This is a genomic window from Taibaiella chishuiensis, assembly GCF_003014535.1.
GTDB classification, from domain to species: domain Bacteria; phylum Bacteroidota; class Bacteroidia; order Chitinophagales; family Chitinophagaceae; genus Taibaiella; species Taibaiella chishuiensis.
In genome coordinates, this window is the sequence record NZ_PYGD01000001.1 from 632167 (window position 1) to 656721 (window position 24555).

Annotated in this window: 17 protein-coding genes and 1 tRNA gene; 10 read left to right on the top strand and 8 right to left on the bottom strand. The window is 48.9% G+C overall.

All coding sequences use genetic code 11. The features are described 5' to 3' along the window. Positions 1 to 6: 6 nt before the first annotated feature. Positions 7 to 1122, bottom strand: a complete 1116-nt coding sequence (locus B0I18_RS02725; RefSeq protein WP_245882036.1) for a glycosyltransferase — start codon at positions 1120 to 1122, stop codon at positions 7 to 9. A gap of 114 nt (positions 1123 to 1236) precedes the next feature. After that, the gene (locus tag B0I18_RS02730) at positions 1237 to 3360 is read right to left on the bottom strand and encodes a peptidylprolyl isomerase (protein ID WP_106521104.1); all 2124 of its coding nucleotides are present in this window, start codon (positions 3358 to 3360) and stop codon (positions 1237 to 1239) included. A 206-nt stretch (positions 3361 to 3566) separates the two neighbouring features. Between B0I18_RS02730 and B0I18_RS02735 the strand changes: the two genes are divergently transcribed. From B0I18_RS02735 to B0I18_RS02755, 4 genes are all read left to right on the top strand, one after another. Continuing rightward, positions 3567 to 4301, top strand: coding sequence for a T9SS type A sorting domain-containing protein (locus B0I18_RS02735; RefSeq protein WP_106521105.1), 735 nt, complete (start codon positions 3567 to 3569; stop codon positions 4299 to 4301). Positions 4302 to 4406: 105 nt separating this feature from the next. After that, positions 4407 to 6035, top strand: coding sequence for an ABC transporter substrate-binding protein (locus tag B0I18_RS02740; protein WP_245882037.1), 1629 nt, complete (start codon positions 4407 to 4409; stop codon positions 6033 to 6035). 124 nt (positions 6036 to 6159) lie between these two features. After that, positions 6160 to 6236 (top strand) — tRNA-Met (locus B0I18_RS02745). A 999-nt stretch (positions 6237 to 7235) separates the two neighbouring features. Then, positions 7236 to 7757 (top strand): hypothetical protein, encoded by a 522-nt coding sequence (locus B0I18_RS02755; RefSeq protein ID WP_146146636.1) that lies wholly within the window; start codon positions 7236 to 7238, stop codon positions 7755 to 7757. Between the two features lie 131 nt (positions 7758 to 7888). Here B0I18_RS02755 and B0I18_RS02760 read toward each other — a convergent pair whose 3' ends face one another. From B0I18_RS02760 to B0I18_RS02770, 3 genes are all read right to left on the bottom strand, one after another. Further along, the gene (locus B0I18_RS02760; protein WP_106521109.1) at positions 7889 to 8359 is read right to left on the bottom strand and encodes a nuclear transport factor 2 family protein; all 471 of its coding nucleotides are present in this window, start codon (positions 8357 to 8359) and stop codon (positions 7889 to 7891) included. Between the two features lie 136 nt (positions 8360 to 8495). Next, positions 8496 to 9788 carry an amidohydrolase family protein gene (locus B0I18_RS02765; protein WP_146146637.1) on the bottom strand — a complete coding sequence of 431 codons (1293 nt, stop codon included), beginning with the start codon at positions 9786 to 9788 and terminating at the stop codon, positions 8496 to 8498. 126 nt (positions 9789 to 9914) lie between these two features. Beyond that, positions 9915 to 11135, bottom strand: a complete 1221-nt coding sequence (locus B0I18_RS02770; protein ID WP_106521111.1) for an MFS transporter — start codon at positions 11133 to 11135, stop codon at positions 9915 to 9917. Between the two features lie 167 nt (positions 11136 to 11302). Here B0I18_RS02770 and B0I18_RS02775 point away from each other — a divergent pair, with 167 nt between their 5' ends. Together B0I18_RS02775 and B0I18_RS02780 are read left to right on the top strand one after the other, a co-directional pair. Then, positions 11303 to 12244 (top strand): hypothetical protein, encoded by a 942-nt coding sequence (locus B0I18_RS02775; RefSeq protein WP_106521112.1) that lies wholly within the window; start codon positions 11303 to 11305, stop codon positions 12242 to 12244. Positions 12245 to 12259: 15 nt separating this feature from the next. Next, positions 12260 to 13324, top strand: coding sequence for an NAD(P)/FAD-dependent oxidoreductase (locus B0I18_RS02780; protein ID WP_181358312.1), 1065 nt, complete (start codon positions 12260 to 12262; stop codon positions 13322 to 13324). A gap of 4 nt (positions 13325 to 13328) precedes the next feature. Here B0I18_RS02780 and B0I18_RS02785 read toward each other — a convergent pair whose 3' ends face one another. From B0I18_RS02785 to B0I18_RS02795, 3 genes are all read right to left on the bottom strand, one after another. Then, positions 13329 to 14933 (bottom strand): NAD(P)/FAD-dependent oxidoreductase, encoded by a 1605-nt coding sequence (locus B0I18_RS02785; RefSeq protein ID WP_106521114.1) that lies wholly within the window; start codon positions 14931 to 14933, stop codon positions 13329 to 13331. 65 nt (positions 14934 to 14998) lie between these two features. Beyond that, the gene (locus B0I18_RS02790) at positions 14999 to 16735 is read right to left on the bottom strand and encodes a hypothetical protein (RefSeq protein ID WP_146146638.1); all 1737 of its coding nucleotides are present in this window, start codon (positions 16733 to 16735) and stop codon (positions 14999 to 15001) included. A 341-nt stretch (positions 16736 to 17076) separates the two neighbouring features. Next, the gene (locus B0I18_RS02795; RefSeq protein ID WP_181358313.1) at positions 17077 to 19524 is read right to left on the bottom strand and encodes a T9SS type A sorting domain-containing protein; all 2448 of its coding nucleotides are present in this window, start codon (positions 19522 to 19524) and stop codon (positions 17077 to 17079) included. A 548-nt stretch (positions 19525 to 20072) separates the two neighbouring features. Between B0I18_RS02795 and B0I18_RS02800 the strand changes: the two genes are divergently transcribed. From B0I18_RS02800 to ruvA, 4 genes are all read left to right on the top strand, one after another. Then, positions 20073 to 20864 (top strand): OmpA family protein, encoded by a 792-nt coding sequence (locus B0I18_RS02800; RefSeq protein ID WP_106521117.1) that lies wholly within the window; start codon positions 20073 to 20075, stop codon positions 20862 to 20864. Positions 20865 to 20947: 83 nt separating this feature from the next. Next, positions 20948 to 22402 carry a TlpA family protein disulfide reductase gene (locus tag B0I18_RS02805; protein WP_146146639.1) on the top strand — a complete coding sequence of 485 codons (1455 nt, stop codon included), beginning with the start codon at positions 20948 to 20950 and terminating at the stop codon, positions 22400 to 22402. Between the two features lie 318 nt (positions 22403 to 22720). Beyond that, positions 22721 to 23701 carry a hypothetical protein gene (locus B0I18_RS02810; RefSeq protein WP_146146640.1) on the top strand — a complete coding sequence of 327 codons (981 nt, stop codon included), beginning with the start codon at positions 22721 to 22723 and terminating at the stop codon, positions 23699 to 23701. 140 nt (positions 23702 to 23841) lie between these two features. Next, positions 23842 to 24426 (top strand): Holliday junction branch migration protein RuvA, encoded by a 585-nt coding sequence (ruvA, locus tag B0I18_RS02815; RefSeq protein ID WP_106521120.1) that lies wholly within the window; start codon positions 23842 to 23844, stop codon positions 24424 to 24426. The last annotated feature ends 129 nt before the right edge of the window (positions 24427 to 24555 follow it).

Genomic DNA, 24555 nt, shown 5'->3' on the forward strand with positions numbered 1-24555 from the left:
GGATTTTTATCGGGCTACAACGGCATTGCCCCAGAGTTTACGGTATACGCCCAGCAAGGTTTTTTCTTCTTCCTGCCAGCAATATTTTTCCCGCGCCTTCAGGGCGTTTTGTTCCAGCCGGTGGTGGTAACTTTCGTCCTGCAGCAGCCGGTTAAGCGCGGCAGCAATGGTTTCGGGGCTGGGTTGGTCGATCAATGCGGCGATTTCAAATTCGGCATTCACCTTTTCATATTCCGGGTAGGCCATGCACAACTGCGGTACCCCGCTGTGCATATAGTCAAAAAACCGGTTGGCCATCGATAGCCGGTTGCTTGGTCCCACGGCCTCGAACAGGGTGATACCGGCCCATGCTTTAAGCGTGTACTCCCTTAACTGCTCCGGCGGAATATAACCATGAAACGTGATTTTATGCTCCAGGCCATATTGGCGGCTCAGGGCCACCGCCTGCTCGTAAAAGTTACCGGCGCCGCAGATAATCAGCGGGGCGTCGACATATTGCATGGCCGGGATGAGGAATTCGAAACAGCGGCCTACATTAACCGCACCCTGGTATAAAATGTATTTTTCTTTTTTTTCAGGTATACTAAGCGGGCGGAGTATGGTGGCATTCCGGACGATGGCATAGTCTACACCATACCGCTCTTTAAATACACCGGCATAACTGGCGCCGATGGTATAACCCACCGGGAAGCGGGGCACGGCAAATTTTTCGATACGGTCCCAGATCTTCTTTTCCCTGGGCCGTGTTACGACTTCCTGCAACTCCGTAAAAAGTTCGTGCGCATCGTATACCCTTTTTGTTCTTTTCAATACCGAAGCCAGGTATACCGGCAAAATGGTATCGAGATCGATCGCACAGATGGCATCGGCTTTTTGCGTCAGCAGGTAAAAAAACAATTTGATCCAGAAAATAAGATACATCAGCTTCCCGTCCTGCGGGCCTACCGGGAGCCTTGCCTGCCGGAAGGCTTTATCCTGCAGCGGCTTACTGCCTTTATGTTCCCGTCCTACCAGGGTTACGTCATAACCGGCCCCGGCCAGCGATGTGCAAATGCGGATCATGCGCTGGTCGTAGTTAAGATCATTGATGACGGTAAGCACAATCTTCTTTCCTGCTGCCATTACTTTTATTAAACTTGGATCTGCGGTATGGCGAAAGTTGTCCTGTCGCCTCCCGTTTTTTAAAATAGAAAAGGGGCATCCATGGCGCCCCTTTTCCTGATATTCTTATGTTTATTATTGGTAAAAGCTACCCCTCATATCTTTCACCTCTGCTGTTTCCCTGAGGCCGTTGGTAACGATCGCACCGGCGTTGGCTTTCAGGTTGCCCTCCATCATCTGGCGTTCTATCGGTTCGTTGCGTTCAGCAGTAAGTGCTGCACGGCTTCTTACCGTCAGGTAGAATACGCCGTCCTGGCCGGCAATAGCGGGAGACATTGTGTTTTCTTTAAACGCTTTGTTGAAGGCATAACCAACAACTTTCAGCTCCTGGCCTGCATTAGGCAGCATTGCCTGCAGGAAGTTGATAGAATCGGCAACAGCTACCTGCTGGTTTTCGCTGGTGGCGATCGCTTCCAGGCTGCCTTTGCCTTTGCTGCGGTCCATCAGCATTTTTGCTTTCTTAACGCGCTTCACGAATACTTCGAGCTGCGGGCGGGTCTGCGCATTGATCGGGGCAAGACCTGCAGGCATAATGCCGTTCAGCTTGGCTACGATGTAGCGGTCGCCGATAGTAAAGATCTGCGATACATCGCCAACCTTAGCGTCATAAGCCCATTTCACCATCTCGCGGGAAGAACCCAGGCCGTTAACAACGGAGCTGTTTTCGTTCAGGCCATCGGCTGGCGCGGGGTTCAGGCCAAGCGCTTTTGCTTCTTTATCGAAAGCGGCGCCATTGGTGGCTTTGGATGCAAACTGGGAAGCCTGGCTATAAATAGCGTCATATGTATTTTTATCGGCGGTAAGCTGTTTGCTTACAAATGCGATTTTGCTTACCGGGGCAGGTGCTGCCTGTTTCAGGATCTCGATATAGTGGTAACCGCCATAGCTGGGGTTTTCTACTTTTACGATCTTATCGGAACCGGTAGCGCCTTCGAAAATGAAATCGCCGAATTCTTTAGAGATAGAAGCACGCTGTGCCAGCTGGAAGTCGTACTCGCCATGAGTCCCCTTGCTGCCTTCGTCCTGGGAATAACGCTGTACCAGGGTATCGAAAGGAACACCGGCTTTAGCCATAGCCATAACGCTGTCGATCCTTGCTTTGGCAGCAGAGTCGGACATTACGGGTTTTCCGCCTTCGGAAGTCTTCACCAGGATGTGGCGGCATTTTACAGAATCAGGAAGGGTTTTCCTTTCTTCGATACGGGCCAGCATAAAAGAGTTGCCGTCATAGAACGGACCTACTACGGTACCGGCAGCAGCATTCATCAGTTCGTCTACATTCGGTAAACCCTGCAGCTGTGTTTTGGTAAAGAAGTTGGCCGGCATCGGGTTTTCGGAATTCTTATTTACGAAAGTTTCGATATCGGTAGTGGTTGCAAATTCAGTTTTGATCTTCTCGAGGTCGCCCAGCGAACGGGCGGAGTCATCGTGCGAAGGCACAACGGTAAAGCTTACATATTCTGCGCTACGGGACGGATCTTTGATCTGGAACATGGCTTTGTGCGCTTCCATGTATTCTTTGATCTCGGCATCGGTTACTTTTACCTGGTCGTCGGCGATCAGGGAGTAAGGCAGTTTTACATAGTTGATATTGGCCAGGGTATTACGGGCTGCAGCCTGGTCGTCTACCATAAATTTAGGAACATACATAGCGCCAGCAACAAGAGCATTGAATTTTGAAGCATAACGACGTTTTACCAGGTCTGCTTCGAAGGCAGCCCAGTTATCTTTCATGTTCGGGTCTTTTTTGATCTGCTGGATCTGTGCAGCAGCCTCCTGCGGGTTAAACACGCCGGTTTCCCGGTTGGTGAAAGCCTGTTTTACCGTCGGATCGGGATTCGGTCCGGTAAGCAGGTCGTTCAGCTCTGCTTTACTTACTATGATACCCAGTTTATCATTGATACCACTCAGCAACTGTTCGTTGACCAATTGGTTCCAAACCTGGTCGCGGATCTGCGCCTGGTTGTTATCATCGATATTGGCACTAGGGTTTTGTGCTTTTATCTCGTTCTCTCTTTGCTGCACCCTGGCTTCGTATTCGGTATAGTCAATTTTTTTACCGTCGATCTTACCAATGGTGGTAGAGCGGGTTCTTCCTCCCTTACCATAGTCCATCAGTATAAAGCCCACAAGCGCTAAAACAATGACGCCACCGGCCAGCTTTGCATATTTATCCCGAATTTTCTGAATTATTGCCATAGTAAATAAAATGCACAATTATTTATTAAAAAGTGCGCAAATGTAATGATAAAAATGGAAAAACGCATACCTGGATGGTCCTAAATATAATAATATAACAAAAAATCTAAACCCGGCCGAAATGCCCGGAGCACCGGACATATTAAGCTTTTTTTGATTTTCAAACAAATTTATTTTATGTATTTTTAGGGCAAATTTAAATACTGATGGATATTAAGAAATTGATCCTCCCCCTTGTATGCTCGGTGTTCTCGGTTGCCGGTGCATTTGCACAACAACGTAGCTGTAATATGGCAGTTACCCTTATTTCCCCGTCCGAAGGAGCAGTGATCGCGGCTTTTGCCCAGTTCGACGTAACGGTAAATATTAAGAACAATGGTACTGCCGATCTCGTAGTGGGCGATACCCTGTGGTACAATACACCACTTATGTTCGACTTTAACCGCCAGCCTTTTGTGCTTACGGAAGGCATAGCCGCCGGGCAGGCCCGTACCATAAAGCTGGCCACGATTACCAATGTGGACGGAAGCTCTACCGACCAGGAACAGGAATTCTGTGTACGGGTAGAAAGTAACCCTACCGGCAACGGCGCATACATAGACCCCGATTTTGCGGATAACCGCGATTGCAATACGATTATCCAGAAAGCCACGCCAACCGCGATAAACGATGTGGATAAACACGGCCGCATGAAACTGCAGTTGTCGCCCAACCCCACACCGGCCATGGTAAAAATGACCTTCAGCACCGAACGGGCCACCGAAGTGAACCTGAGCGTTAAAGATATGACCGGCCGCGAAGTGATGACCCGCAATATGGGTAAAGTAAGCCAGGGTGCCGCCGAACTTCATGCCGATGTATCGGGTCTTGCCCCGGGCATTTATATGCTGGAATTGCAGGGTGGCGGACAAAGCGCCATAGGCAAACTGGTAAAACAATAACATACAACATCAGGATATTCCATTTTACATAAGAACAGATGACTTTCGGGGGGAAGGTCATCTGTTTGTTTTTTGTACATTGCAGGCACAATGCATTTTTCCCGTTTGTTTTTAGCAATACTGGCCGGCACAGGCCTGGCGCTGCTTCCGGCCTGTGGGCATAAGGCGGGCAGCGAAGAGGCCGTGTTCCGTTACAACCAGATCGGCGGTATGGAAACCCTCGACCCGGCCTTTGCCAAAAACCTGACGGTGATGTGGAATGTGCACCACATCTACAATACGCTGCTCGAAGTCGACAGCGCCCTGCATGTAACGCCATCGCTGGCGCATAACTGGGAGGCCTCGGCCGACGGCCTGCAGTACACCTTCCACCTCCGCAGCGATGTTTACTTCCAGGATAATGAAGCCTTTCCCGGGGGCAAAGGCCGTAAAATGGTCGCGTCCGATGTGGTATACAGTCTTGGCCGTATTATCGACCCGGCCACTGCTTCGGCGGGCGCCTGGATCTTTAACGACAGGGTGCGCGACCAGCAACCCTTCGAAGCGCCCGACGATTCTACCTTTGTGCTGCACCTGCGCGAACCCTTCCGCCCGCTGCCCGAGATCCTGACGATGCCCTATTGCTCGGTGGTACCCCGCGAGGTAGTAAGCCGCTGGGGCAAGGATTTCAGGAACCATCCCTGTGGCACCGGCCCTTTTTATTTTAAATACTGGGACGAAGGCAATATGCTCGTATTGCACCGCAACCCGCATTACTGGGAAAAGGATGCTGCTGGCAAGTCCCTGCCTTATCTCGATGCCATACAGGTATCCTTCCACGAAACCCGCGCCATGGAGTTCCTGTTGTTCAACCAGGACAAGATCGATTTCGTAAGCGGTATCGACGGATCGATGAAGGACCTGGTGCTGACGAAAAAAGGCACCCTGCGGCCCGAATTTGCCGACCGGATCAACCTCTCCAAAAAGATATACCTCAATACCGAATACCTGGGTTTTATCGTCGACCCGGATAATAAACTGATCCGCAACAGCCCTATACGGTTATTGAAAATCCGGCAGGCCATCAACTATGCCATAGACCGGAGCAAGATCGTTACCTATTTCCGCAACGGAGTGGGGGTACCCGCTACACGGGGTTTTATTCCGCCGGGTATGCCCGGTACCGAGCAGTCGCCGGTTAAAGGCTACGATTATAACCCGGCGCGGGCCCTGCAACTGTTGCAGGAAGCGGGTTTTGAAGGGGGGAGCAACCTGCCCGTTATTATCCTCACGGCCTCGGATGCCGATGCGGATATCTGCAATTTTGTAGCCAGTCAATTGAACGATGTGGGTATAAAGACCGAAGTGCAGGTGATGTTGAAAAGCTCGTTGCGGCAACAGATCAGCCAAAGCAATATTGCTTTTTTTAAGGCGCAGTGGATTGCCGATTATCCCGACGCGGAGACTTATCTCGCTTTTTTCTATGGAAAGTTCCCGGCGCCGCCCAACTACTCCCGGTTTAAGAATGCCACCTTCGACCGGTGGTATAACCAGAGCCTGCAGACCAATAATGATTCGCTGCGTTTTGCATTGTACGGTAAAATGGACAGCCTGGCCACCAGTATGGCGCCGGTGGTTCCGCTTTTCTACGACGAGCTGTTGCATTTTACCCATCGTGATATCAGCGGCTTGCAAAGCAATGCTTTAAATATGATCGATCTCAGGAGGGTCGTTAAGGAAAAGGGGCATAAATAGTGCAGGTATTATAGCCTTAATTTCCCTGTAAAAAACTGGTTTTCAATTTTATAAAAATTGGAAGACTTAATTTCCATTTTAATTTTTGAACTTTTAAAATTCTGTTTTACCTTTGCAGCCCAATGGCGGGATAGCTCAGATGGTTAGAGCGCAGGATTCATAACCCTGAGGTCACGGGTTCAACTCCCGTTTCCGCTACCAGAGATACAAAGCGTTACAGATTTTTTCTGTGACGCTTTTTTTATTTTTCCGCAACACGTCTCCTGTAATAAATTTTGCGAAGGGGGTGGATTTTGGATGAAGTGGAAAAGTTGGGGGACTCTGGGATACTTACCCTGATTTTTTTATTCTTCTTTGTCTTAATACAAAGAAGCAAAAATCAAGACTGTAGAAAAGGGCTAAAAATGCCTTGTACGCCTAAAAGAAATAAGTCCGGGCGGTAGCAAAAAATGGACGAAGGAATGACGAACGAACTAAGGTACAGGGCCAGACTGTGGGAACTGTATTTCTTTTTATACGGCGTCCTGCAGCATTTATTCGCTGTGTTTTTTATTTTCCTATTGGTGCTCATGAGCGCTACGCGGTTTATTAACGCCCTTTTTCTAAAGGTCGGTATGTTTGGTTGTTTTCTGGCTTGACGTCCCGGCAGTGTATGTAACGGGTGTTGAACGAAGAATGCCTACGCGGTTGGTGACCAGATGTTATGACCAATATACACCCGTTCGCTGCGTCGCCGTATCGCTGCGAGAAAAAACTCATATTCTACTGCTGCAATTAGCAGTAGCGGCCAGGCCAGGTAAATTGGTAGCGAGACACTACGAATAGCTAAGCAAATAAATAGGTATCTGGCAAAACGATGATTCGTTTTAAGAACAAGGCTTTTTATCCCACAGGAATTCCGCTTGATCCCAGATTTTCTCGCAGAGATCTACTTTTTTTTTCGCCATGAGCGCCGCATCGCATCGAGCCATTGACTATAAATTGTTTCCCCGCGACGTTTCCTGCAAGGAACGTTGCGGACAGGAGAGGATAAACATAGATACCTGCAATTTGCTTCTGGCCTTCTGCGATCAGGATGGGTTCTATTGTCCCGCTATGAGCGCTGCGCCGCATCGGGATTATAAAACAAATCGCACAAAACTTGTTCAAGGGATTATGATTAAAAATTATAATTTATTATATTTGGTCAAAATAGCCCCTATGAAAACAACAAGTACATTTAGACTTTATTTGTCCCTTTTCCTTTGCCTGGTTGCGTTTTCCGCTTGTAACAAGCCCAACCAGTTTGATGTAAATTTCTTCTTTCCGGAAGCAAAAACGAATGGGACTTTCACGCGGTTTGTTGCTAAATACGCACTTAGCGAAAGAGGAATACCCGTCGATGGCGACGATCTGCTATCGATTACCGATGGTCTTCAGAAAGAATTTTTCGGAGGTGTGGGTATGAGTGGAACGATCACAATAGATGATCAGAACATTTCGTTCGAACCTACTATAGGAAGTTCCCTGTTGGGAACCGGGTTTAAAAGTTTTCAGATTCCCATCCGGGACATCACGGAAGTCGATAGCAAGTCGTTCCTGGTTATCAGCAAAGCAGTGCTTGTAAATACGCCGAACGGCAGCTTCTCGTTTTACCTTACCAAAGCCAAACATTGGTACAACCCCCTAAAGTACGAAGACGAAGAAATCATTAAGATGATAAAAAGTAAAATGGGTAGATAAACGGAAGTAAACACAGGATCGCAAAGCGCTATTCTCTGCGGCTGTTTGTCTGAACGGCAAGTAGGTACCGCAAAGGGACAAAACAGATCCGTTCTGTTTTGTCCCTTTGTCTTTCTATGGCTTCTTCGTTACTAGTGATTATAACTCAACACCCTTTTTAATTGCCAGTGTGTACCATCGTAGAGCCAGAGGTGTACAAACCGGGCGCTGCCGGTTTTGGTCCAGTCGTTTTTTGATCGGATATAAAAACTATGCAGGCCTTCCTGCACCGCGCCGTATATCTTGCCCTTATCCTTTAGCGGGTATACCTTCATATGATCCAGGCTCCGTTTCATTTTCTCCTTACCGCCGCAGATATTGTTCTTTACGGAACGGATAAAGTCGGCGCGGCCCTGTGTAATACCACCCAGGTCGTGGTAAAATTCCAGGTCTTCGGCAATAATCTCGTCGTAAAAGCTATGGTTACATTTATTGAAACCCTCTTCGAACACCAGGCTGTCGAGTGATACGATCTTTTTGTAGACAGAGTCGGATGGGCGCAGCTGGGCCAGCACTAATTGGGCGAAAAGGCAACAGGCAGCAAGCAGTACATACTTTTTCATGAGAGATTATTGTTTTTGTTTCCTGCTGCATTTGGTGCAGCATAGGCGCTACAAATGTAGGGCTTGTTTTTATGTGGCGAACATATGCAGAACAGGCGACCCAATGGCCGCCTGTTGCGTATTGCTTGTTGAACAGCTACAGCTGCGCCATAATATCTTTTTTATGATAAATGCGGCCGTCGATCAATGTCGTGCATACCGTGGTTATATTGCTGATATCCTCCAGCGGGTTTTGTTCCAGTATGATGAGATCCGCATCCTTACCGGCTTCTATGGTGCCCCAGCGATCGGCCTCGCCGGCAAATAAAGCGGCAGTATGCGTGGCTGATTTTAAAATGGTATAGTTGTCGAGTCCCGCCCGGCTCCAGTTCATCATCTCTTCATATACATTAAAACCATCGGCCTGGAATACGCCCGTGGCATCGCTGCCGATCAGCAGCGGACAGTTATTGGCGGCAAGTTGTTTCAGGACTTCCTGTTTGCGGGCCAGCACCGGGCGGTGGGCATCGCGGTCGGCTATTACCTTGGCACTACCGCCGGCCTTTTCGATGTCTTCTGTATATTTCTTTTCCCAATAGCCGGTATACTTTGCCGGTACCAGGTTATACGTAATCCTTTGCCGGTAGGCATCGGGGTACAACTGGTCGAAACCGATCATATCCCAATCGAGGGTGGGGCAATTAAATACCCCGTGTTGCCGCGTCTGTTTTACTGCTTTGCTGATCGCTGCAGCCTGCTCCAGGTCTTCGTAGCCGCCCAGGTGTTCGATACTGCCAAAACCCGATGCCAATACCTTGTCCATGGGAAGGGGTATCATTTTTTCGCCCTGTGCATAAGCGGGGTAATGGCCGTAAACAGTCATGCCATTGCGCCGGGCTGCGGCCATCAGCTGATCGAATGCTTTTTCGTCGGCCACGCTGAACAGTTTGATAAAGCGGATCTGCTGTTGTTTGAGCGCCAACATCAGGCTGTCGAGTGTTTTTTCGTCGCGTTGCACCTGTTTACCGATCAGGTAACTGTATATAATTTTCGGGCTTACCGGCGCCGCAGCCTGGGCCAGGCGCTGTTTAAGCTCCTGTTGCTGCAGCTTGCGGGCATTCGTTACCCGTATATGCGTAACACCTGCGGCAATGTTCATCAGCAGCAGGGTGTCTGTCCTGGCGGGTTCCGGCAGGTGCACATGCATATCGGTAAGGCCCGGCATCAGGTACCTGCCCTTGCCTTCGATAACCTGTGCGCCGGCCTCCGCCCGGCTGCCGGCGTTTTTACCGATCGCCAGGATCCTGCCATCGCGGATCAGTACGCTTTGCCCGGCAATTACTTTTTTGCCGGTCATCGGTATCAGGTTAATGTCGCGGATCAGGATGTCGCCGGCATGTAATGCCAGTGCCCCAAACATGCAGGAAATAAATGTGGCTATCTTTTTCATAAATACGGATTTGGTTCGCACAAATTAAAGCATGCTTTTTCTTTAGCATGTGTTACTAACCTCCGCTTAACAGCGCCAGGGGCAGGATCGGCCGATCCTGCCCCTGGTTTATACAAGAGAAAAATGTTATTGCTTAACCGGGTTACTTTTTCGGATGCCGGGAAAGGTAGCCAGCACGATAATGCCTAAAACCACCAGCACGAGATAGCTATAGCCCAGCTGGGCCTGGTTTTCGGCCCTGATAAGATAAGTAACGCCATAACTCAGCGTAGAGGTAACGATATAAGCGCCGCCGCCCGTAATGCCGCCGGCCATAGCGGCATTCTGCGGGAACATGGTAATACTGCGGGCAAAGTAATTGGTGAAAGTAAAGCCTGCGGCCATATGCAGGATATAAGCCAATAGGATCAGCACATAGATATTGGGTCCCATGGCCGCGCTTGCAATCAGCAAACCGGCTGCTGCGAGTTGTATCGCTGTTGCCCATGCCGTTTTGCGCAGCAGCGGCCGCCCGATCAGGAACTTGCCCAGGAAGCCGCCGGCCATCCAGGCCGAGCCCAGCAGCAGCGAGATATAACCTGCTGCTATGGCGGAGTAGCCCAGTTTATGCTCCAGGATAAAAGTGCCGCTCAGCCCATACAGCATTACCGTGCCATAGGAGATGCCCAGCATAAGCAGGCCCCAGGTAAAGCTGCGTTGCCCCAGCATCATACGGTAAGCATTGAGCACGGTTGCAAAACGCGGCTCGGAGCGGCGTTGCAGGGTCTCGCCGGAAAAAAGCAGTTCGAGCAGGAACAGCAGTGTGCCGAATATGCCCAGGAAGTAGAAGTTGGCCCGCCAGTTAAACAGTCCTTCGAGATAACCGCCGATATAGGGCGCCACGATTGGCGCTACGCCCCAGACGATGGTAATGATGCTGACATATTTTTTCTGTTTATCACCGCTATATACATCGACAAAAAGTGCGCGCTTCGCTACCAGGATAAAACCTACCGTTATGCCCTGCACCACACGCATAGCCAGGATAAGGTTTATATTATTGGTGATGGCAATCAGATAACAGGATATGGAAAACAACAACAGCGATACCAATGACAGCCGGTAACGGCCGAAGGTATCGAGCAGGCTGCCCACAATACATTGCGATAGCCCGTAGCTGATCAGGAACAACGAAAGGGTAAGCTGTACCGATTGTTCGCTTACCTGCAGTCCCGTAGCCATATGGGGCATCGAGGGCAGGTAGATGTCCGTAGCGAGACCGGAAAGCGGTATCAGCACATAAGCCAGTACCGTGGCGATAGGTATATTGCCGGTTTTAAGGTGCCGGACTTTTGTTGAAGTCTGCATATACCAGGATCAGGTGAGGGCGCAAATTTAGGACAAGCCTGCGATACAGCCGGTGAGAATATACAAATGGTAGTAATCATAAAATTGATAGCACAGCGGGGCCGGGGCTTGGATGGTGCAATAGCGCTTTGAGAAGATGTGCTACATTTGTGGCTCAATTTGTTGCCATGAAACGTATTATACCTTTCCTGCTGTTGCTGGGCGGCATGCTCCAGGCCGGCCGGGCACAGGCTACCGACGAAGAACTGAAGAAAAAGAACCTCAGCGATACCATCCTGTCGAGGACACGCGAGCTGCTGGTACCCGATCCATTCGATGCACAAAAAGTCTTGCTGCAACTGTTTCCCGGTTATTATTACAACCTGTCGCACGATAATTACACCAACGAGCTGATCAGCTGGGAATGCAGGAGCTGCAAGCCCGCACCCGTTTTCGATGCCAACCAGATCGAAGAAAACACTTTTCCCAATGAAAACGGGGTGGCCACCCGGCTGATCAATGTAATGGACTATAAGGATGCAGCAGGCCAGCAATATAAGGTGATGAGCTTTAACCATTCGGAATATGACGCCGACGGTATTACAACCGGCCGGTTTAGCGGTGGCATACTGGGCATGGCTAAATTTATGCGGACGCCTGCCGGCTGGAAGATGCGGATATTCCAACCCGTTATACGGGCTTATGGCGCTTTTTCCCAATGTCCCGAACCTGAACTGTTGCAGATCGGCGAAGATCAGTATGCCTTTATGCTCCGGCACATTAATGGTGGCGCCGGTGGGCCCTTTGACGGAGACTACTACCTGGTGGCCGGCGCCGACGGTGCTTACCGCGAAGTAATGGCTGCTTATAATACCGAACGTACCGAAGGCGAAGGCACCTGTTACTGGAAAAGTGAATACAGCTGTCCGCCCGGCGACAAGAAATTTTTCCGCGATATCGTTATCCTTACCCGCGGTACTTATTATGCCCCGGATAAGGAAGGCCTGCCGCAGATCGTGCGCAGCAAGCTGAAAGGAAAAGCAAAAGGCACCTTCAGCCTGGAGCAAAGATATATTTACAAAGGTGGCAAAGGCTACGAGGCCGCAACACCGGTATGTACCGTAAATTAGAACAAGCCGATGCATGTGGATTTCCTGATTGTGGGGCAGGGCATAACCGGTACCCTGCTGAGTTATGAACTGCTAAAGGCGGGTAAGCGGGTGCTGGTGGTCGACCGGCCCGATGCCCGTAAAGCCAGCCTGGTGGCCGGTGCGGTAATTAACCCGCTATCGGGCAAGGGCTTTCGTGCGGCGCAACATGCAGCGCTGTTGATCCCGGCTGCCCTGCAAACCTATAGATCGCTGGAAACCTTGCTGGACAAAGCTTTGCTGCGGGAGCAAACACTTTATATTTTCCCGGGGGATGAAGAAGAAGTCCGGGCCTTTGATGCGGCTATACAACGCGAAGCGGGCAGCCATTTGCATTGGATGCCGGAAGCAGCCCGCGACGAATGGGGCAATTATTTTCATATGGAGCAAGGTATCGGTATGCAACAACCGGTATGGCAGGTAGATGCAGCCTCGCTGCTGGAGTGCTGGCGTCAATACCTGGTTGCACAGGATGCTTACCGCGAAGAGGTATTCGCTTATGACCAACTGGTGGTTAACGAAACACAGACGCAGTATAAAGATATAACGGCAGGTACTGTTGTGTTTTGCGAAGGAACGGGCGCTGTGCATAATCCTTTCCTACAAGGTTTGCCTTTTACCCGCAACCGGGGCGATGTATTGTTGTTATCGGCGCCGGGCCTGCCTGCTACGGGCATCTATCACCGCGGGCTGCGCCTTGTGCCCCGTGCCGACGGCCTGTTTTGGTGCGGCAGTAATTACCGCTGGCAGTTCGACGACCTGGAGCCCGATACCGGTTGGCAGGCGTATGCGGAAACCCTGCTGGGACAATGGCTGCGGGTTCCGTTTGCTATAGAAGCCCATCTCGTAGCCGAACGCCCGACTACCGCGGGCCAGGTACCGCTTATCGGTCGTCATCCGCGCCACGCGGCACTGGCCGTTTTTAACGGACTGGGTACCCGGGGCTTTTCTTCCGGGCCTTACTGGGCGGCGCAGCTCTGCCGGCTATTGTGCCAAAAAGAATATAGCCTGTCCAACTACAGTAAAGACTGGCTGGACAGGCATTGGAGCAAACAGGCTTAAGGGCTTATTTATCGTCTTTTTCCTCGTGGTATTCCATCTCGGTATTGATCTCCCAGATGTTCTTTTTATCCTTCCTGCCGGCGATGATATTGTCTACCGCCGTCATGGCTGTAAGCATGGAGTGATCGCTGTTGTTGTATTTGTGCATACCGTTACGTCCCACCAGGAACAGGTTTTCGAACTGGTCGGTATACGTCTTCAGTTCGTCGAAACGGTTATAGGTGCCGAAATAAGCCGGGTAGGCTTTTTCCATACGCAGCACGGTACTGTCCAGCACATCGGCTTTATCGATGATCTCGATCTGGGCCAGCTCATCGATGGCGAATTTCTTCAGGGCCTCGTCTTCCATGGTCCACAGCGGATCGCCTTCGTTACAGAAGTATTCCATACCGATCCATACATGGTCAGGGTTGGCTACCATAAAAGGACTCCAGTTATTGAAGATCTGCAGGCGGCCTACTTTTACCTCCCGCTCCTGGATATAGATCCAGTTATCCTTTACGGTATTGGTATTGGCTGCAGGCATTTTTTTATCCCTGCGTATTTTCAGCTTATCCATCAGCAGGCCTACGGTAATAAAGTCGCGGTACAGCAAGCCCTCGGCTACGGTACGCACCGACTGCGGCACGGCGGGTTGCATGGTGGTCAGCAATTGCTTCATCGGCATGGTGGAGAAGAAGTAATCGCAGGCTACGGTCGATTCTTCGCCGGTTTTGCAATTACGCACCGTTACCGCTTTTACGGTATTGCCTTCGTTATGGATGTGGACCACTTCGTGTTCCATATGGATGATACCGCCTTTGGCTTCCACCTGCCGGGCTACTTCTTCCCACATCTGGCCGGGGCCAAACTTAGGATACAGGAAGCGTTCGATCAGGCTGGTTTCCGTTTCTTTCTGGCTGATATTATCGGTTGCTTTGGGGCTTTTCTTTTTCGCTTTCAGGGCGTGTTGTATCGCTTTAATGATCGAAAGCCCTTTAATACGTTGCGCGCCCCAGTCGGCCGATATTTCCTTACAGGCAATACCCCATACCTTTTCGGTATAGTCTTTAAAAAAGGTGAGGTACAGTTCTTTGCCGAAGCGGTTGATAAAGAAATCTTCCAGCGATTTTTCGTCTTTGATCGGGCTGATCTGCGCTGTCATATAAGAGAAAAATATCTTTATGGAGCGGAAAAGGCCCAGTCCGCGCAGGGTTTCAGCAGATAAAGTAACCGGGTAACTAAAAAACTGTTTCAGGAAGTAAATGCGGGACAGGCGGCCACGCACCAGCATGATCTTATCCTGGTCGTTGCTGCTTGCCGTTTCGACATGATGGGTATCGACCAGCCTGGTTTTATTCTGGTATTGGATGCGTACCTGGTCCTCGGAAGTTTTTTCCATGGGCAGGATATGCAGCCACCAGTCCATTACCCGGTCGGATTTGGAGAAAAAGCGATGCCCGCCGATATCGATACGATTGCCTTTATAATTTATGGTTTTACTGATACCGCCGATATCCGTCGTTTTTTCGTAAACGATGGGAATAATATCAGTACGGTGTAACAGCTCGTAAGCTGCTGTTAATCCAGCCGGACCTGCGCCGGCAATAAGGGCTATCTTTTGCGCCATTAAAACTATTTACCTATTTTACTTACGGTTGGCGAAGATAAGTATTCGCAACCTATTATAATCGTCTATTCGTTAAAACCTATTACTTTAAGGTTATTAATAACGCAGGTAGTAGGCCCGTTATTTTCGTTGCTGAAAAGAATTTCCACCTGGTCGAAGTCCTGGTTATCAACCTGTATATCCACATTTATCGTTTGCCATACGCCCTGTTCCAGGAAGCGCTGCACCCGTATACTGCGCTCCTCTAACTGTTGCCCGGCCTTTTTTAACCGGATCCTGAAATGGGTCATAAACCATAAATTCGATTCTTTGGCGGGTGTAAAAAATGCCGCTTCAGCCCTGATCCATTTAAATTTTTGCGCGGGCGCCGGGAAAACAAAAGATTGTTGTACCTCTTTTGTGACCGTAGTCGTATCCGTAAGCGCATTTTGATACAAGACAACGGCGTTCGTAACCGTTCCCTGGAAGAGGTCCTTATTGTCTTTAAGTTTCTGGATTTCGGGTGGCAGGTCGTAGCGGAGCACGGTAGCCCAGAAGTAAGCGCTGGTACCGGGAATATTGCCTGCCAGGCTACCTTTATGGGCCTGGTAGGTCCACCAGAGGTTAAAGTAAATAAACAGTAAGGCAACAGGCGCTACTATCCAGGTCAGCAGTTTGCGGGACAAAACGCTTTGCATAAAGGATGCCAGCGGAAACATAAGTACCGGGTAACTCTGGATCATGGCCCGGCCGCCATAATCCCAGGCGTTCCAGGCACATACGATATAGTAGTTGATTGCAATTAAAGCAAGAATCGCCAGCTTGTTTCTTCCCCGCTTTACAAACGGGATAATGCCGATAAGCGCAAAGAACATAACCGGTGTGTACACCAGCCAGCCACATTGAAAGTTCAGCGTATACTGCCTGAAATGGGGACTAAGCCAGGAGAACCCCTGATCGCCGTAGCTATACACGAACCAGTGACCGGAGGCGTACTTCCAATAAATAAACTGCAGGCTCACGATACACAGACCGATAAACGAAGCGGCCAGCAGGGTCCGGATATGTGTTTTAAACAACCGTATTCTTTCTTTCAGCGCGGTGCGCGAAACAGCCTCCAACCCCCATAGCAGCGGTATCAACACCGCAATGGCTTCTGTTGGGCGCACCAGGGTAATCAACCCGATCAAGGCGCCCAGCCTGAGTGCGTATTTCCGTTGAAACGACTGGTAGTAAAAATGCGTGTTCCAGAGTATAAACACATAAAGCGAAAAAAGCCAGCAATGCGTCATGCCGACGTCTATGCTTGCGTAATTCAGATAACTGGTGCCTAAAACCAGGAGCAGGAGCACAATAGCAGTTACCAGGTCGCTATAATAAAGTAACAGTAACCGCCTCAGGTACCATAGCCCGATGAATACAAAAAGCATGGCACCGGCATAGATCATAAACTGGTAAGGCCTGGAAAACCCGTCGGCATCGTAGCCAAGCGGTTGTGCAGAAACATGCGCGATCGCAAAAAACGGCAATTCCATAATAGCCATTCCTGCAGTGTATTTCATGACATAATCACCCGATGGAAGCTTAAAGCCTTGCTGGAAATCCTCGGGTGGTACGGGATGATATTTTTGTAATATGCTGTCTTTAAATGTCTGTGCCTTCAGGTCATGATAAATAAAAACCGAAGGTAAGTACCAGTAGTATCCCGAGGCATCCCAGGATAACTGGGCTTCGCCGCCTCCCTTTTCCCAACGGGGATAAAACAAAGAACCGGCGTAGGCCATTAAAAAGGCACAGAAAAAGAAAGAAATTTTTGATTTCATAGATGAGGGAGACTACTGGTGTCTATCCAAAAATGTTATAAATATCGGTTTGTGCCGATACGCGTTATACGGTCTGGGCCTGCGACAGGATTAAGGGCACCAAGATACACTAAAAAATAAAGACGTAATTAATAGCATGGATATTATAACGCGGAACCACCGGCCTGCAATTTCTTGTAAAAACGGAAGGTACAGGAACCTGTATGCCCATAATACTGTGGCCGGTAAACCAATTGCCTCCTGTTATAATCTGAAAAAATGCCCCTTTACACAATGGCGCACATCGTGTAAAGGGGCATTCAAATAATGACGCCGGGATGTTTACCCGTTTAAACGCCAGCCTATTTCTTAACGATTTTGTACGTCGTTATATTGAACCGGTCCTGTATTCTTACCAGGTAAAGCCCCGGATTGTAGCCTGAGAAATCAAGTACGATTTCTTTGGGTTGCGGGAATTGTTTTTCAAACAAAGCGCTTCCCCTGAAGTCGACGATAGATATGGTGACATCTGTCGTGATATGATCCGGCTCAATCCTTAATACGTTTTCTACCGGGTTGGGCCCGATTTTATAGGTTGGCGCGCCCAGGTCCTTATTACCGGCTATATGATCGATGGTATAGGCCGGCAATTCGGATATTCCTGTTTCTTTCGGCGGTGCAGGGCGGTTAAGGTTTTTGCTGCCAAAGCAGTTAACGGAATACTCGCAGGCCCGGTATTCAAAAAAGCGCAGAATGCTTTCGCTCGAATTATAAATGATCTGGTTTTGGGTCCATTTGCTTTGCAATATGGAGGACTGGGTTCCGGAAGCGCCAAAGCCAAGATATTCGGGAGCGTCCACGTAATCATTGACGAAATTATGAACCCAGACATAGCTGAATTGTCCGTTTATAAAACTGAGCTTCTGGTTGAGCGATTGGATCCGGTTGTCGGTACCCATGTAGTACAACATATTATGCGTATTGTCCCATTCCAGGCTACCTTTGAGCAGTTCCCCAGTACCATAGGTATAGTTGATCAGTTCGTGCGTCCAGTTATTGGGGCCAAAATAGAACTGGTGTAATTTTTCGTCTGTTCCTATGTAATAAACCTTGCCGCCTGCGCATTTTAATACGCCCTGCTTGTTGCTGTTGATCAGGTAAGCACTGGTATTCCAGTTCGCATCTATATAGGCATTTTCATAATTACTGCCATTGAACCATTGGCACTGCAGCCTGTTGTCCCAGCCCCTGTAGAAAACCGTGATGTTGGCGTTGTTGTCCTGTTCGTCGAGCGTCAATTCTCCGGCGGTGATATTGCTCGGATTGCCATACGAGCCGATAAGCTGGTGGTACCAGGTTCCCCCGGATAGTCTTAACCTGTGGATTTTGTAATCTATACCCACGTAAAAAATATCGCCGTATTTGGAGTTGACTACGCAATTGGGTCCGTTGAGCACTTTAAGGTCGTTGGGCCCGGCGCCAACGGCATTAAAGAAATTAACATGAAAAGTGCCATCGCTCCAGGCATTTATAAACTTAAGGATACCGTTATTGTCACGATAAGTAATAACGCCATATTTCGAATTAAAGGTGATGCCGGAAGTTGTCGTTTCTGCGCCCGATATAACGGTTTCGTTATGTATGATGCCCAGGCGGCGGATTACTTTCTGATCCGGTCCTACAAAGAAAAGCTCGTCCTCATTGGTGTGGTTTATGGCCATACAGTTGTAAAAGCTGGAACTGACATAACGTGGAGGTGGCGGATTCTGAACGAGGTTTGCCGCATAATAATCATTTACCCAACCCTGGGCCGTTTTAAACGGCGAAGTACTGTAGTTACCGTTGTTGGGTTTCCAGACCCTGATGTAATCGATATCCATGTATGCGTTATTCATGTTCGCCGTTTCTCTCATCTGCAGGCTTGCCCGGATGTCTGCTGCACATTGATAGGTTTGCACAACATTGGGGTTTACGGTATAAACCTCCCGGCCATTAAAGAAGAAGGTAACTTTATCCGGCGTCCAGGCAACAGTGTACGTGTTATAGTCATAAGAAAGTCCTCTCAGACCCTTCTTGTAGGCACCCATATTACAACATATATTTTTGGTGGCATTGATGGACCGGTAGATTTTGCCGTCATACTTCACGTACTGGTTGGCGTTATAGTTCGATTCACAATTGAACTCCGGGTAACTACATCCGTTACAGGCACCAATGAACTGCCAGTCGGTTGGATTACCATTGGGAAATCTGCCCCAGTCGATAAGGCCCGACATCCAGCGCCGGTCGGTATCCATATTAACATCATCCATGACATCGATTTCGGTTGGTCCGGTATAGAGCCAGAATGTAGGCCATACGTCGTATATGCTTTCTGAGCCCTCCATGGGTAGCCTCGCCCTCATCTCAAAAATGCCGTAGGTAAATCCCTGGTTTTCGGCCCAGCAGCCGGCGTCCGGGAACATTTTAGACCGGAGCATGCCTGAAACATATTTAACGGTCCGTGTTCTCCCGTCTAAAAGTGTTGCGGTGTAGGGCGATGCAAGTTTGGTCGCGGTTATCCGGCATATACCGTTGCCATCAGGCAGGTTATACAGGCTGATCTTGCTGGCATCAAAAATCTCCGCGCCATAGCCACTTTGAGGATCTCCGCCCGCATTTGAAAATTCCCACCGGGTAGCAAGGTCTGCCTTGGTGGTGCTAAATTGTTCATCGACGATCAGGTGATACCTGGAATAGTCGATCTTGCATTGCGCATGTGCCAGTGCTGAAAAAAGAACCAGCAACGCTGTGTTAATCATTGATTTCATGGTAAACATAGTTTTGAGATGATTACTAAATAAAGGATGGTAAAGAGCGGAAAAATTACCGGGGCCGGTTGTGTAAGGGAATAGTTTTTGAATGCACCTGTGCGATCAGCGTTAATGCCATTGTTATAAGCAATAGCGTTGTTTTTTCTATGGCATTTTTTCAAGTATTAAATATTTTCCGAAATATACACACGGGTTTTATGGAGCAGGGATTATTCTCATAAACGGTAGGAAAAACTGTATTACTGGTATTATTCCTTAAACAAGCCATCTGGCGCCAACCAACCATTTATGACTGTCGTGCATGCAGAAAGAACAATCCGGCAAGGCGAAGAAGGCATTAGTGGAGTATTGAATAAAGTGGCGATCAACACATGATCCCGGTAACTACAAGTGCAGAACAAAACAAGGATTTCAGATTCATAAGAAAGTGAATTTGAGTTTAGTAACCGAACAAAATAATGATAAGCACCAGAGGATACTAAAAGAAAATTTAGGATAATGAAATGTTGTCTTACTTTTAGGTCATCATTTCAAAATGATCTGTCATGACCTACCCTGTTAAAAGTATTTTCGCCCTGCTGGTGGGTGCAGTAATCCTGCCCTCCTGCGTATCCAACAAGAAATTCAACGAATCACAGGCTTCCCTGGCGGCCATGCGTAAGCGTGCCAGCGAGTTACAGGACGACCTGAGCAACGCCAAAAGCAGGCTGCGCCTGATGGAAGAGGCTAACGAATCGGCTGCCAACCAGCTCGACGAAAAAGACAAAAGAATATCGGCTAACCAGCAGGAGCTGGCCGATCAGCAGGAAAGACTGCGCCAGTTGCAGGAGCTGATCGACCGGCAAAAAGCACAGACCGAAGCGCTGCGCGGCAAAATGGCCCAGGCCCTCGGCAACTTTACCTCCGACCAGTTATCGGTATTTACCAAAAATGGTAAGGTATATGTGAGCCTCTCCGAAAAACTGCTGTTCCCCTCGGGCAGCGCCGTAGTAAACCAGGAAGGTAAAGAGGCGCTGCAAAAAGTGGCCGAAGCCCTTAACGAAAACCGCGATATCAATGTGAATATCGAAGGCCATACCGATACCGTACCCATCCGGATCAAGTTTGAAGACAACTGGGCGCTTAGTGTTGCCCGCTCTACCGCTATCGTACGCCTGCTTACTACTACCTACCAGCTGGATCCTACCAGGATTACCGCCAGCGGCCGCAGCCAGTATGAGCCGGTGGCAGACAACAGCACACCCGAAGGACGAGCCAAAAACCGGAGGACCGAAATTATCCTGGCGCCTAAGCTCGATGAACTGATGCAGCTTATCGACGACAGCAAATCCAAATAATACGGACCGCAGACCGCAGGGCATCGTGTGTACCGCGATGCCGCATTTTGTTTACCCAATACCCGCTTGCGGGCCCTACCGAAATGAAAAAGACCTTATTCCTGTTATGCACCTTATGGTGCGGCTGGCAGCAGGCCGCAGCACAGAAGGAGATCACGCTGAAGGGTGTAATCCGCAACCCTGCCGATAAGCGCGTGATCGTTGCCAACCTGAGCGCCAGCCAGCTGGAGCAAAAACAAAACATTAAAGAAGCGACGCTTGCCGACGACGGCACGTTTACCGTAAGCATACCCGCCACCGAAGCCTATAACTGGATGGTAATTCTGAACGGTCGGCAGCGCAGCGATTTTATTGCGCCCAATGGCGCGCAGCTGACCATCAATGCCGATGCCGGCAACTGGGAAAACGCCATACAGTACGCCGGTAAGGGCAGGGAGATCCCCGAATTCTTCGCGGCCTATACCCGCGACAGGGGCATGACCGTGGCTTACAGCAAAAATACCCAGGACCTGGGCCGGCTGGAGCCCGGGGCTTATGAAAAAGCGCTGGACTCGCTGATGGCCGACGAATATGCTTACCTCGACAAGAAGAAAGCAACGATACCGAAGGATTTCTATACCTATTGGAAAGATTATATCCGGTATATGAATTACAGCGCGATGCTGATCTACCCGATACGGCACGAAATGATCCGGCAGAATACGAACAATATCCGTTCTATAGCGCCGGAGCTATATGCCGTGCCCCAAAAAGTGCCTGCAGCCTTCGATGATAAATTCCTGACGCTGGGGCCCTACCAGTCCTACGTGGAAAGTTATTTTGCGGCGAAGCTTAATGCCGCCGGTTTTACGAATGTATTGCGCATGGACCCCACAAACAATACGGAAGACCGTAGCCAGGCCCTGCAGCAAACCGACAGCATATTGCAGCTCCTGTATAAGACCACGCCGAAGAAAACAGCTGAACTGATGGCCGCGAAAGCCATCCAGGCAGGTATGCCCACCTGGACTACCGGAGAGATGCAGCAACGACTGGCCGCTTACAAACGCCAATTTCCCAAGAGTCCCAATAACGAAATACTGGAAAGCGTATACAAGGACGCGAAAAAATTCAATCCCGGCGAGCCGGCAGTCGACTTTGCCTTTACCACGATCGATGGTAAACCGATGAAGCTTTCCGACCTGAAAGGCAAAGTGGTATATATGGACTTCTGGGCCAGCTGGTGCGGACCTTGTAAGGGAGAAATGCCTTACGCCAAAAAGCTCAAAGAGCATTTCAAGGACAAAAAGGATGTGGTGTTTCTCTACGTTTCGATAGATGAAAAAGAAGATGCCTGGAAAAAGGGGATCGAAGCCATGGATATTTCGGGCATTCATACCCGTACACCGGGTTGGCAGGGCGAGATCGCAACCCGCTACGGGATCAGCAGTGTGCCTTCCTATTTCCTGATCGACAAGAAAGGCAATTTCGTGTTGAAAAAGACGCCACGGCCCAGCCAGAGCGAAGAACTGAAAAAAGAGATTGAGAAACTGTTATAAAAAAATGCCGGCATCAGCCCGGCATTTTTTGCCTGGATCAGCAGAAAAACCGGATTTGAAAACTGCGGTTTTTACCTGCTAAAAAAATTGCAATTTTTAATTTATCTTTTTATCTTGCCGGAGAATTGTATGTGCGGTGCGGCAAGGCTTTTGAAAGATACTGGGCGCTTATGTGCCCATTGGGCGCTTTTTTTAGAAAAAATTGGAGGAAAACATACAAGCGAATAACTTTTTTTTTACTTTCAAGGCTCAAATTTTAATTCCATTATGCGGAAATCATTACAAAGTATTTTTATTGCTGGCTTGATGACGGTTGGTTTGGCGACAATCCACACCCGTTCTGACGCGCAACAACACGAATACGATTTTGGAAATCCAGATATTCCCTATATCGAGCAAAGAGGATTTTCGTTGGGTTTGAATTTCGGGCAGACCGACCTGTGGGGCGATGTTGGTACCAAATCGGTATTGGATCATTACAACAACTCGGTATACAAGGACGATATTTTCAAGAATATGCGCTTTATGGGCGGCATGTTCGTACGTTATACCTATGTGCCGGGTATCTCGTTCCGCCTGGGGGTTAACTACGGGGCCTTATACGCTACCGACCAGTGGAACCAGGAAAAAGCGCTTAAAGCCAAAACGGTTGCCGACGATGCTTACCAGCGTTATGTGCGCAACCTGGATATTAAAACAAACCTTTGGGAAAGTAACCTGTTGGTCGAGTTTGCCCCGCTGCGCATCAGCAACTGGGAATTTGGTAAGCTGGCCAAAATGAGGTTCCAGCCTTACCTGCTGGCAGGTGTATCGGGCTTCTACTTTAACCCGAGAGGTACGTTCAAAGATTTCGAAACCGGCAGGGAAGTAGAAGTAGATCTGAAACCGCTGCATACAGAAGGTCAGAACTTTTCTGCACCGGGCACTACCTTTCCAAAAAATTACAGCAATTTCTCCTGGGCCGCTGTGGGCGGTATCGGGTTTAAATTCGATATTGGCAAAGGTCTCGCCCTTGGCCTGGAATACCAGCTACGCTTTACCTTTACCGACTACCTCGATGACGTAAGCGGTAAATATGTAGATCCGCTTAACTTCCAGGTGGCTTACCTGAACCAACCCGGTAAAGGTAACCTGGCTACCAAAATGGCGGACCGCTCCGGCGAGATCATGCCGGGTTATAAGCACCAGGCCGGCGAATTCCGCGGCGATCCCAACAACAAGGATAAGTTCTCCTCCATTTCACTGATGTTCTTCTGGAAGATCAAGAAGCGCGCAAGCCCCTGGTGGAGCACGTATTAATAATAGTTGCTGATCTGCGCAGTTTATCCGCGCAGGACATATAGATTTAATCATTCAAAAAAGCGCTGTTTATCATTTACAGCGTTTTTTTATTTAATACATTTGCACGATTTTAAAAAGGTATTACTTACCACAGTACTATGTTTGGTTATTTAGAGGGTAAATTGGTCGGTCTTTCTCCTATGCAAACCTATCTCGATGTTCATGGGGTAGGTTATGAACTCCAAATCACACTCCATACCTACGACGTCATTAAAGGGAAAGAAACCTGCAGGTTGTATACGCATTTGCAGATCCGGGAAGACGCATGGGTATTATATGGCTTCGCTACCGAAAAGGAGCGTAGCGCCTTCCAGAAATTATTGTCCGTATCGGGGGTTGGTGCCGCAACTTCCCGTATCTTGCTGTCCTCTTTGTCGGCCGAAGAGCTGCATGCAATTGTATGGAACGGAGACAGTAAGGCATTGGAAAAGGTAAAAGGTATAGGGGCCAAAACCGCGCAACGCATTATCCTGGAACTGAAGGGCAAATTGCCACAGGAAACATATGCTGAATTTAATACTGCACCGCACAATACCGATGAGATTGATGCGTTAAATGCATTACTGGGCCTGGGTATCGGCAAAACCCTTGCAGAGTCGGCTGTGAAAAAAGCAAAAGAACAGGCAGGTGATAAAGAAATAACAGTTGAAGAGTGGATTAAGTCTGCTTTAAAAAATTTATAGTTCATAGCGGAGTAAGCATAAAAGACCGGGAAAAACAGGCGACATCCTGACAAACAGTTCCGGACCCTACTGTTCTTTGCTCGTATTCGATTATAGCATTGGTAAAAAGGAAAACAACAAATTTTGGTT

What these genes read in the sequence shown, in the direction of transcription:
- B0I18_RS02725 (WP_245882036.1), bottom strand. Translation starts at nt 1,122, where the DNA reads ATGGCAGCAGGAAAGAAGATTGTGCTTACCGTCATCAATGATCTTAAC.
- B0I18_RS02730 (WP_106521104.1), bottom strand. Translation starts at nt 3,360, where the DNA reads ATGGCAATAATTCAGAAAATTCGGGATAAATATGCAAAGCTGGCCGGT.
- B0I18_RS02735 (WP_106521105.1), top strand. Translation starts at nt 3,567, where the DNA reads ATGGATATTAAGAAATTGATCCTCCCCCTTGTATGCTCGGTGTTCTCG.
- B0I18_RS02755 (WP_146146636.1), top strand. Translation starts at nt 7,236, where the DNA reads ATGAAAACAACAAGTACATTTAGACTTTATTTGTCCCTTTTCCTTTGC.
- B0I18_RS02760 (WP_106521109.1), bottom strand. Translation starts at nt 8,359, where the DNA reads ATGAAAAAGTATGTACTGCTTGCTGCCTGTTGCCTTTTCGCCCAATTA.
- B0I18_RS02765 (WP_146146637.1), bottom strand. Translation starts at nt 9,788, where the DNA reads ATGAAAAAGATAGCCACATTTATTTCCTGCATGTTTGGGGCACTGGCA.
- B0I18_RS02770 (WP_106521111.1), bottom strand. Translation starts at nt 11,135, where the DNA reads ATGCAGACTTCAACAAAAGTCCGGCACCTTAAAACCGGCAATATACCT.
- B0I18_RS02775 (WP_106521112.1), top strand. Translation starts at nt 11,303, where the DNA reads ATGAAACGTATTATACCTTTCCTGCTGTTGCTGGGCGGCATGCTCCAG.
- B0I18_RS02785 (WP_106521114.1), bottom strand. Translation starts at nt 14,933, where the DNA reads ATGGCGCAAAAGATAGCCCTTATTGCCGGCGCAGGTCCGGCTGGATTA.
- B0I18_RS02790 (WP_146146638.1), bottom strand. Translation starts at nt 16,735, where the DNA reads ATGAAATCAAAAATTTCTTTCTTTTTCTGTGCCTTTTTAATGGCCTAC.
- B0I18_RS02795 (WP_181358313.1), bottom strand. Translation starts at nt 19,524, where the DNA reads ATGAAATCAATGATTAACACAGCGTTGCTGGTTCTTTTTTCAGCACTG.
- B0I18_RS02800 (WP_106521117.1), top strand. Translation starts at nt 20,073, where the DNA reads ATGACCTACCCTGTTAAAAGTATTTTCGCCCTGCTGGTGGGTGCAGTA.
- B0I18_RS02805 (WP_146146639.1), top strand. Translation starts at nt 20,948, where the DNA reads ATGAAAAAGACCTTATTCCTGTTATGCACCTTATGGTGCGGCTGGCAG.
- ruvA (WP_106521120.1), top strand. Translation starts at nt 23,842, where the DNA reads ATGTTTGGTTATTTAGAGGGTAAATTGGTCGGTCTTTCTCCTATGCAA.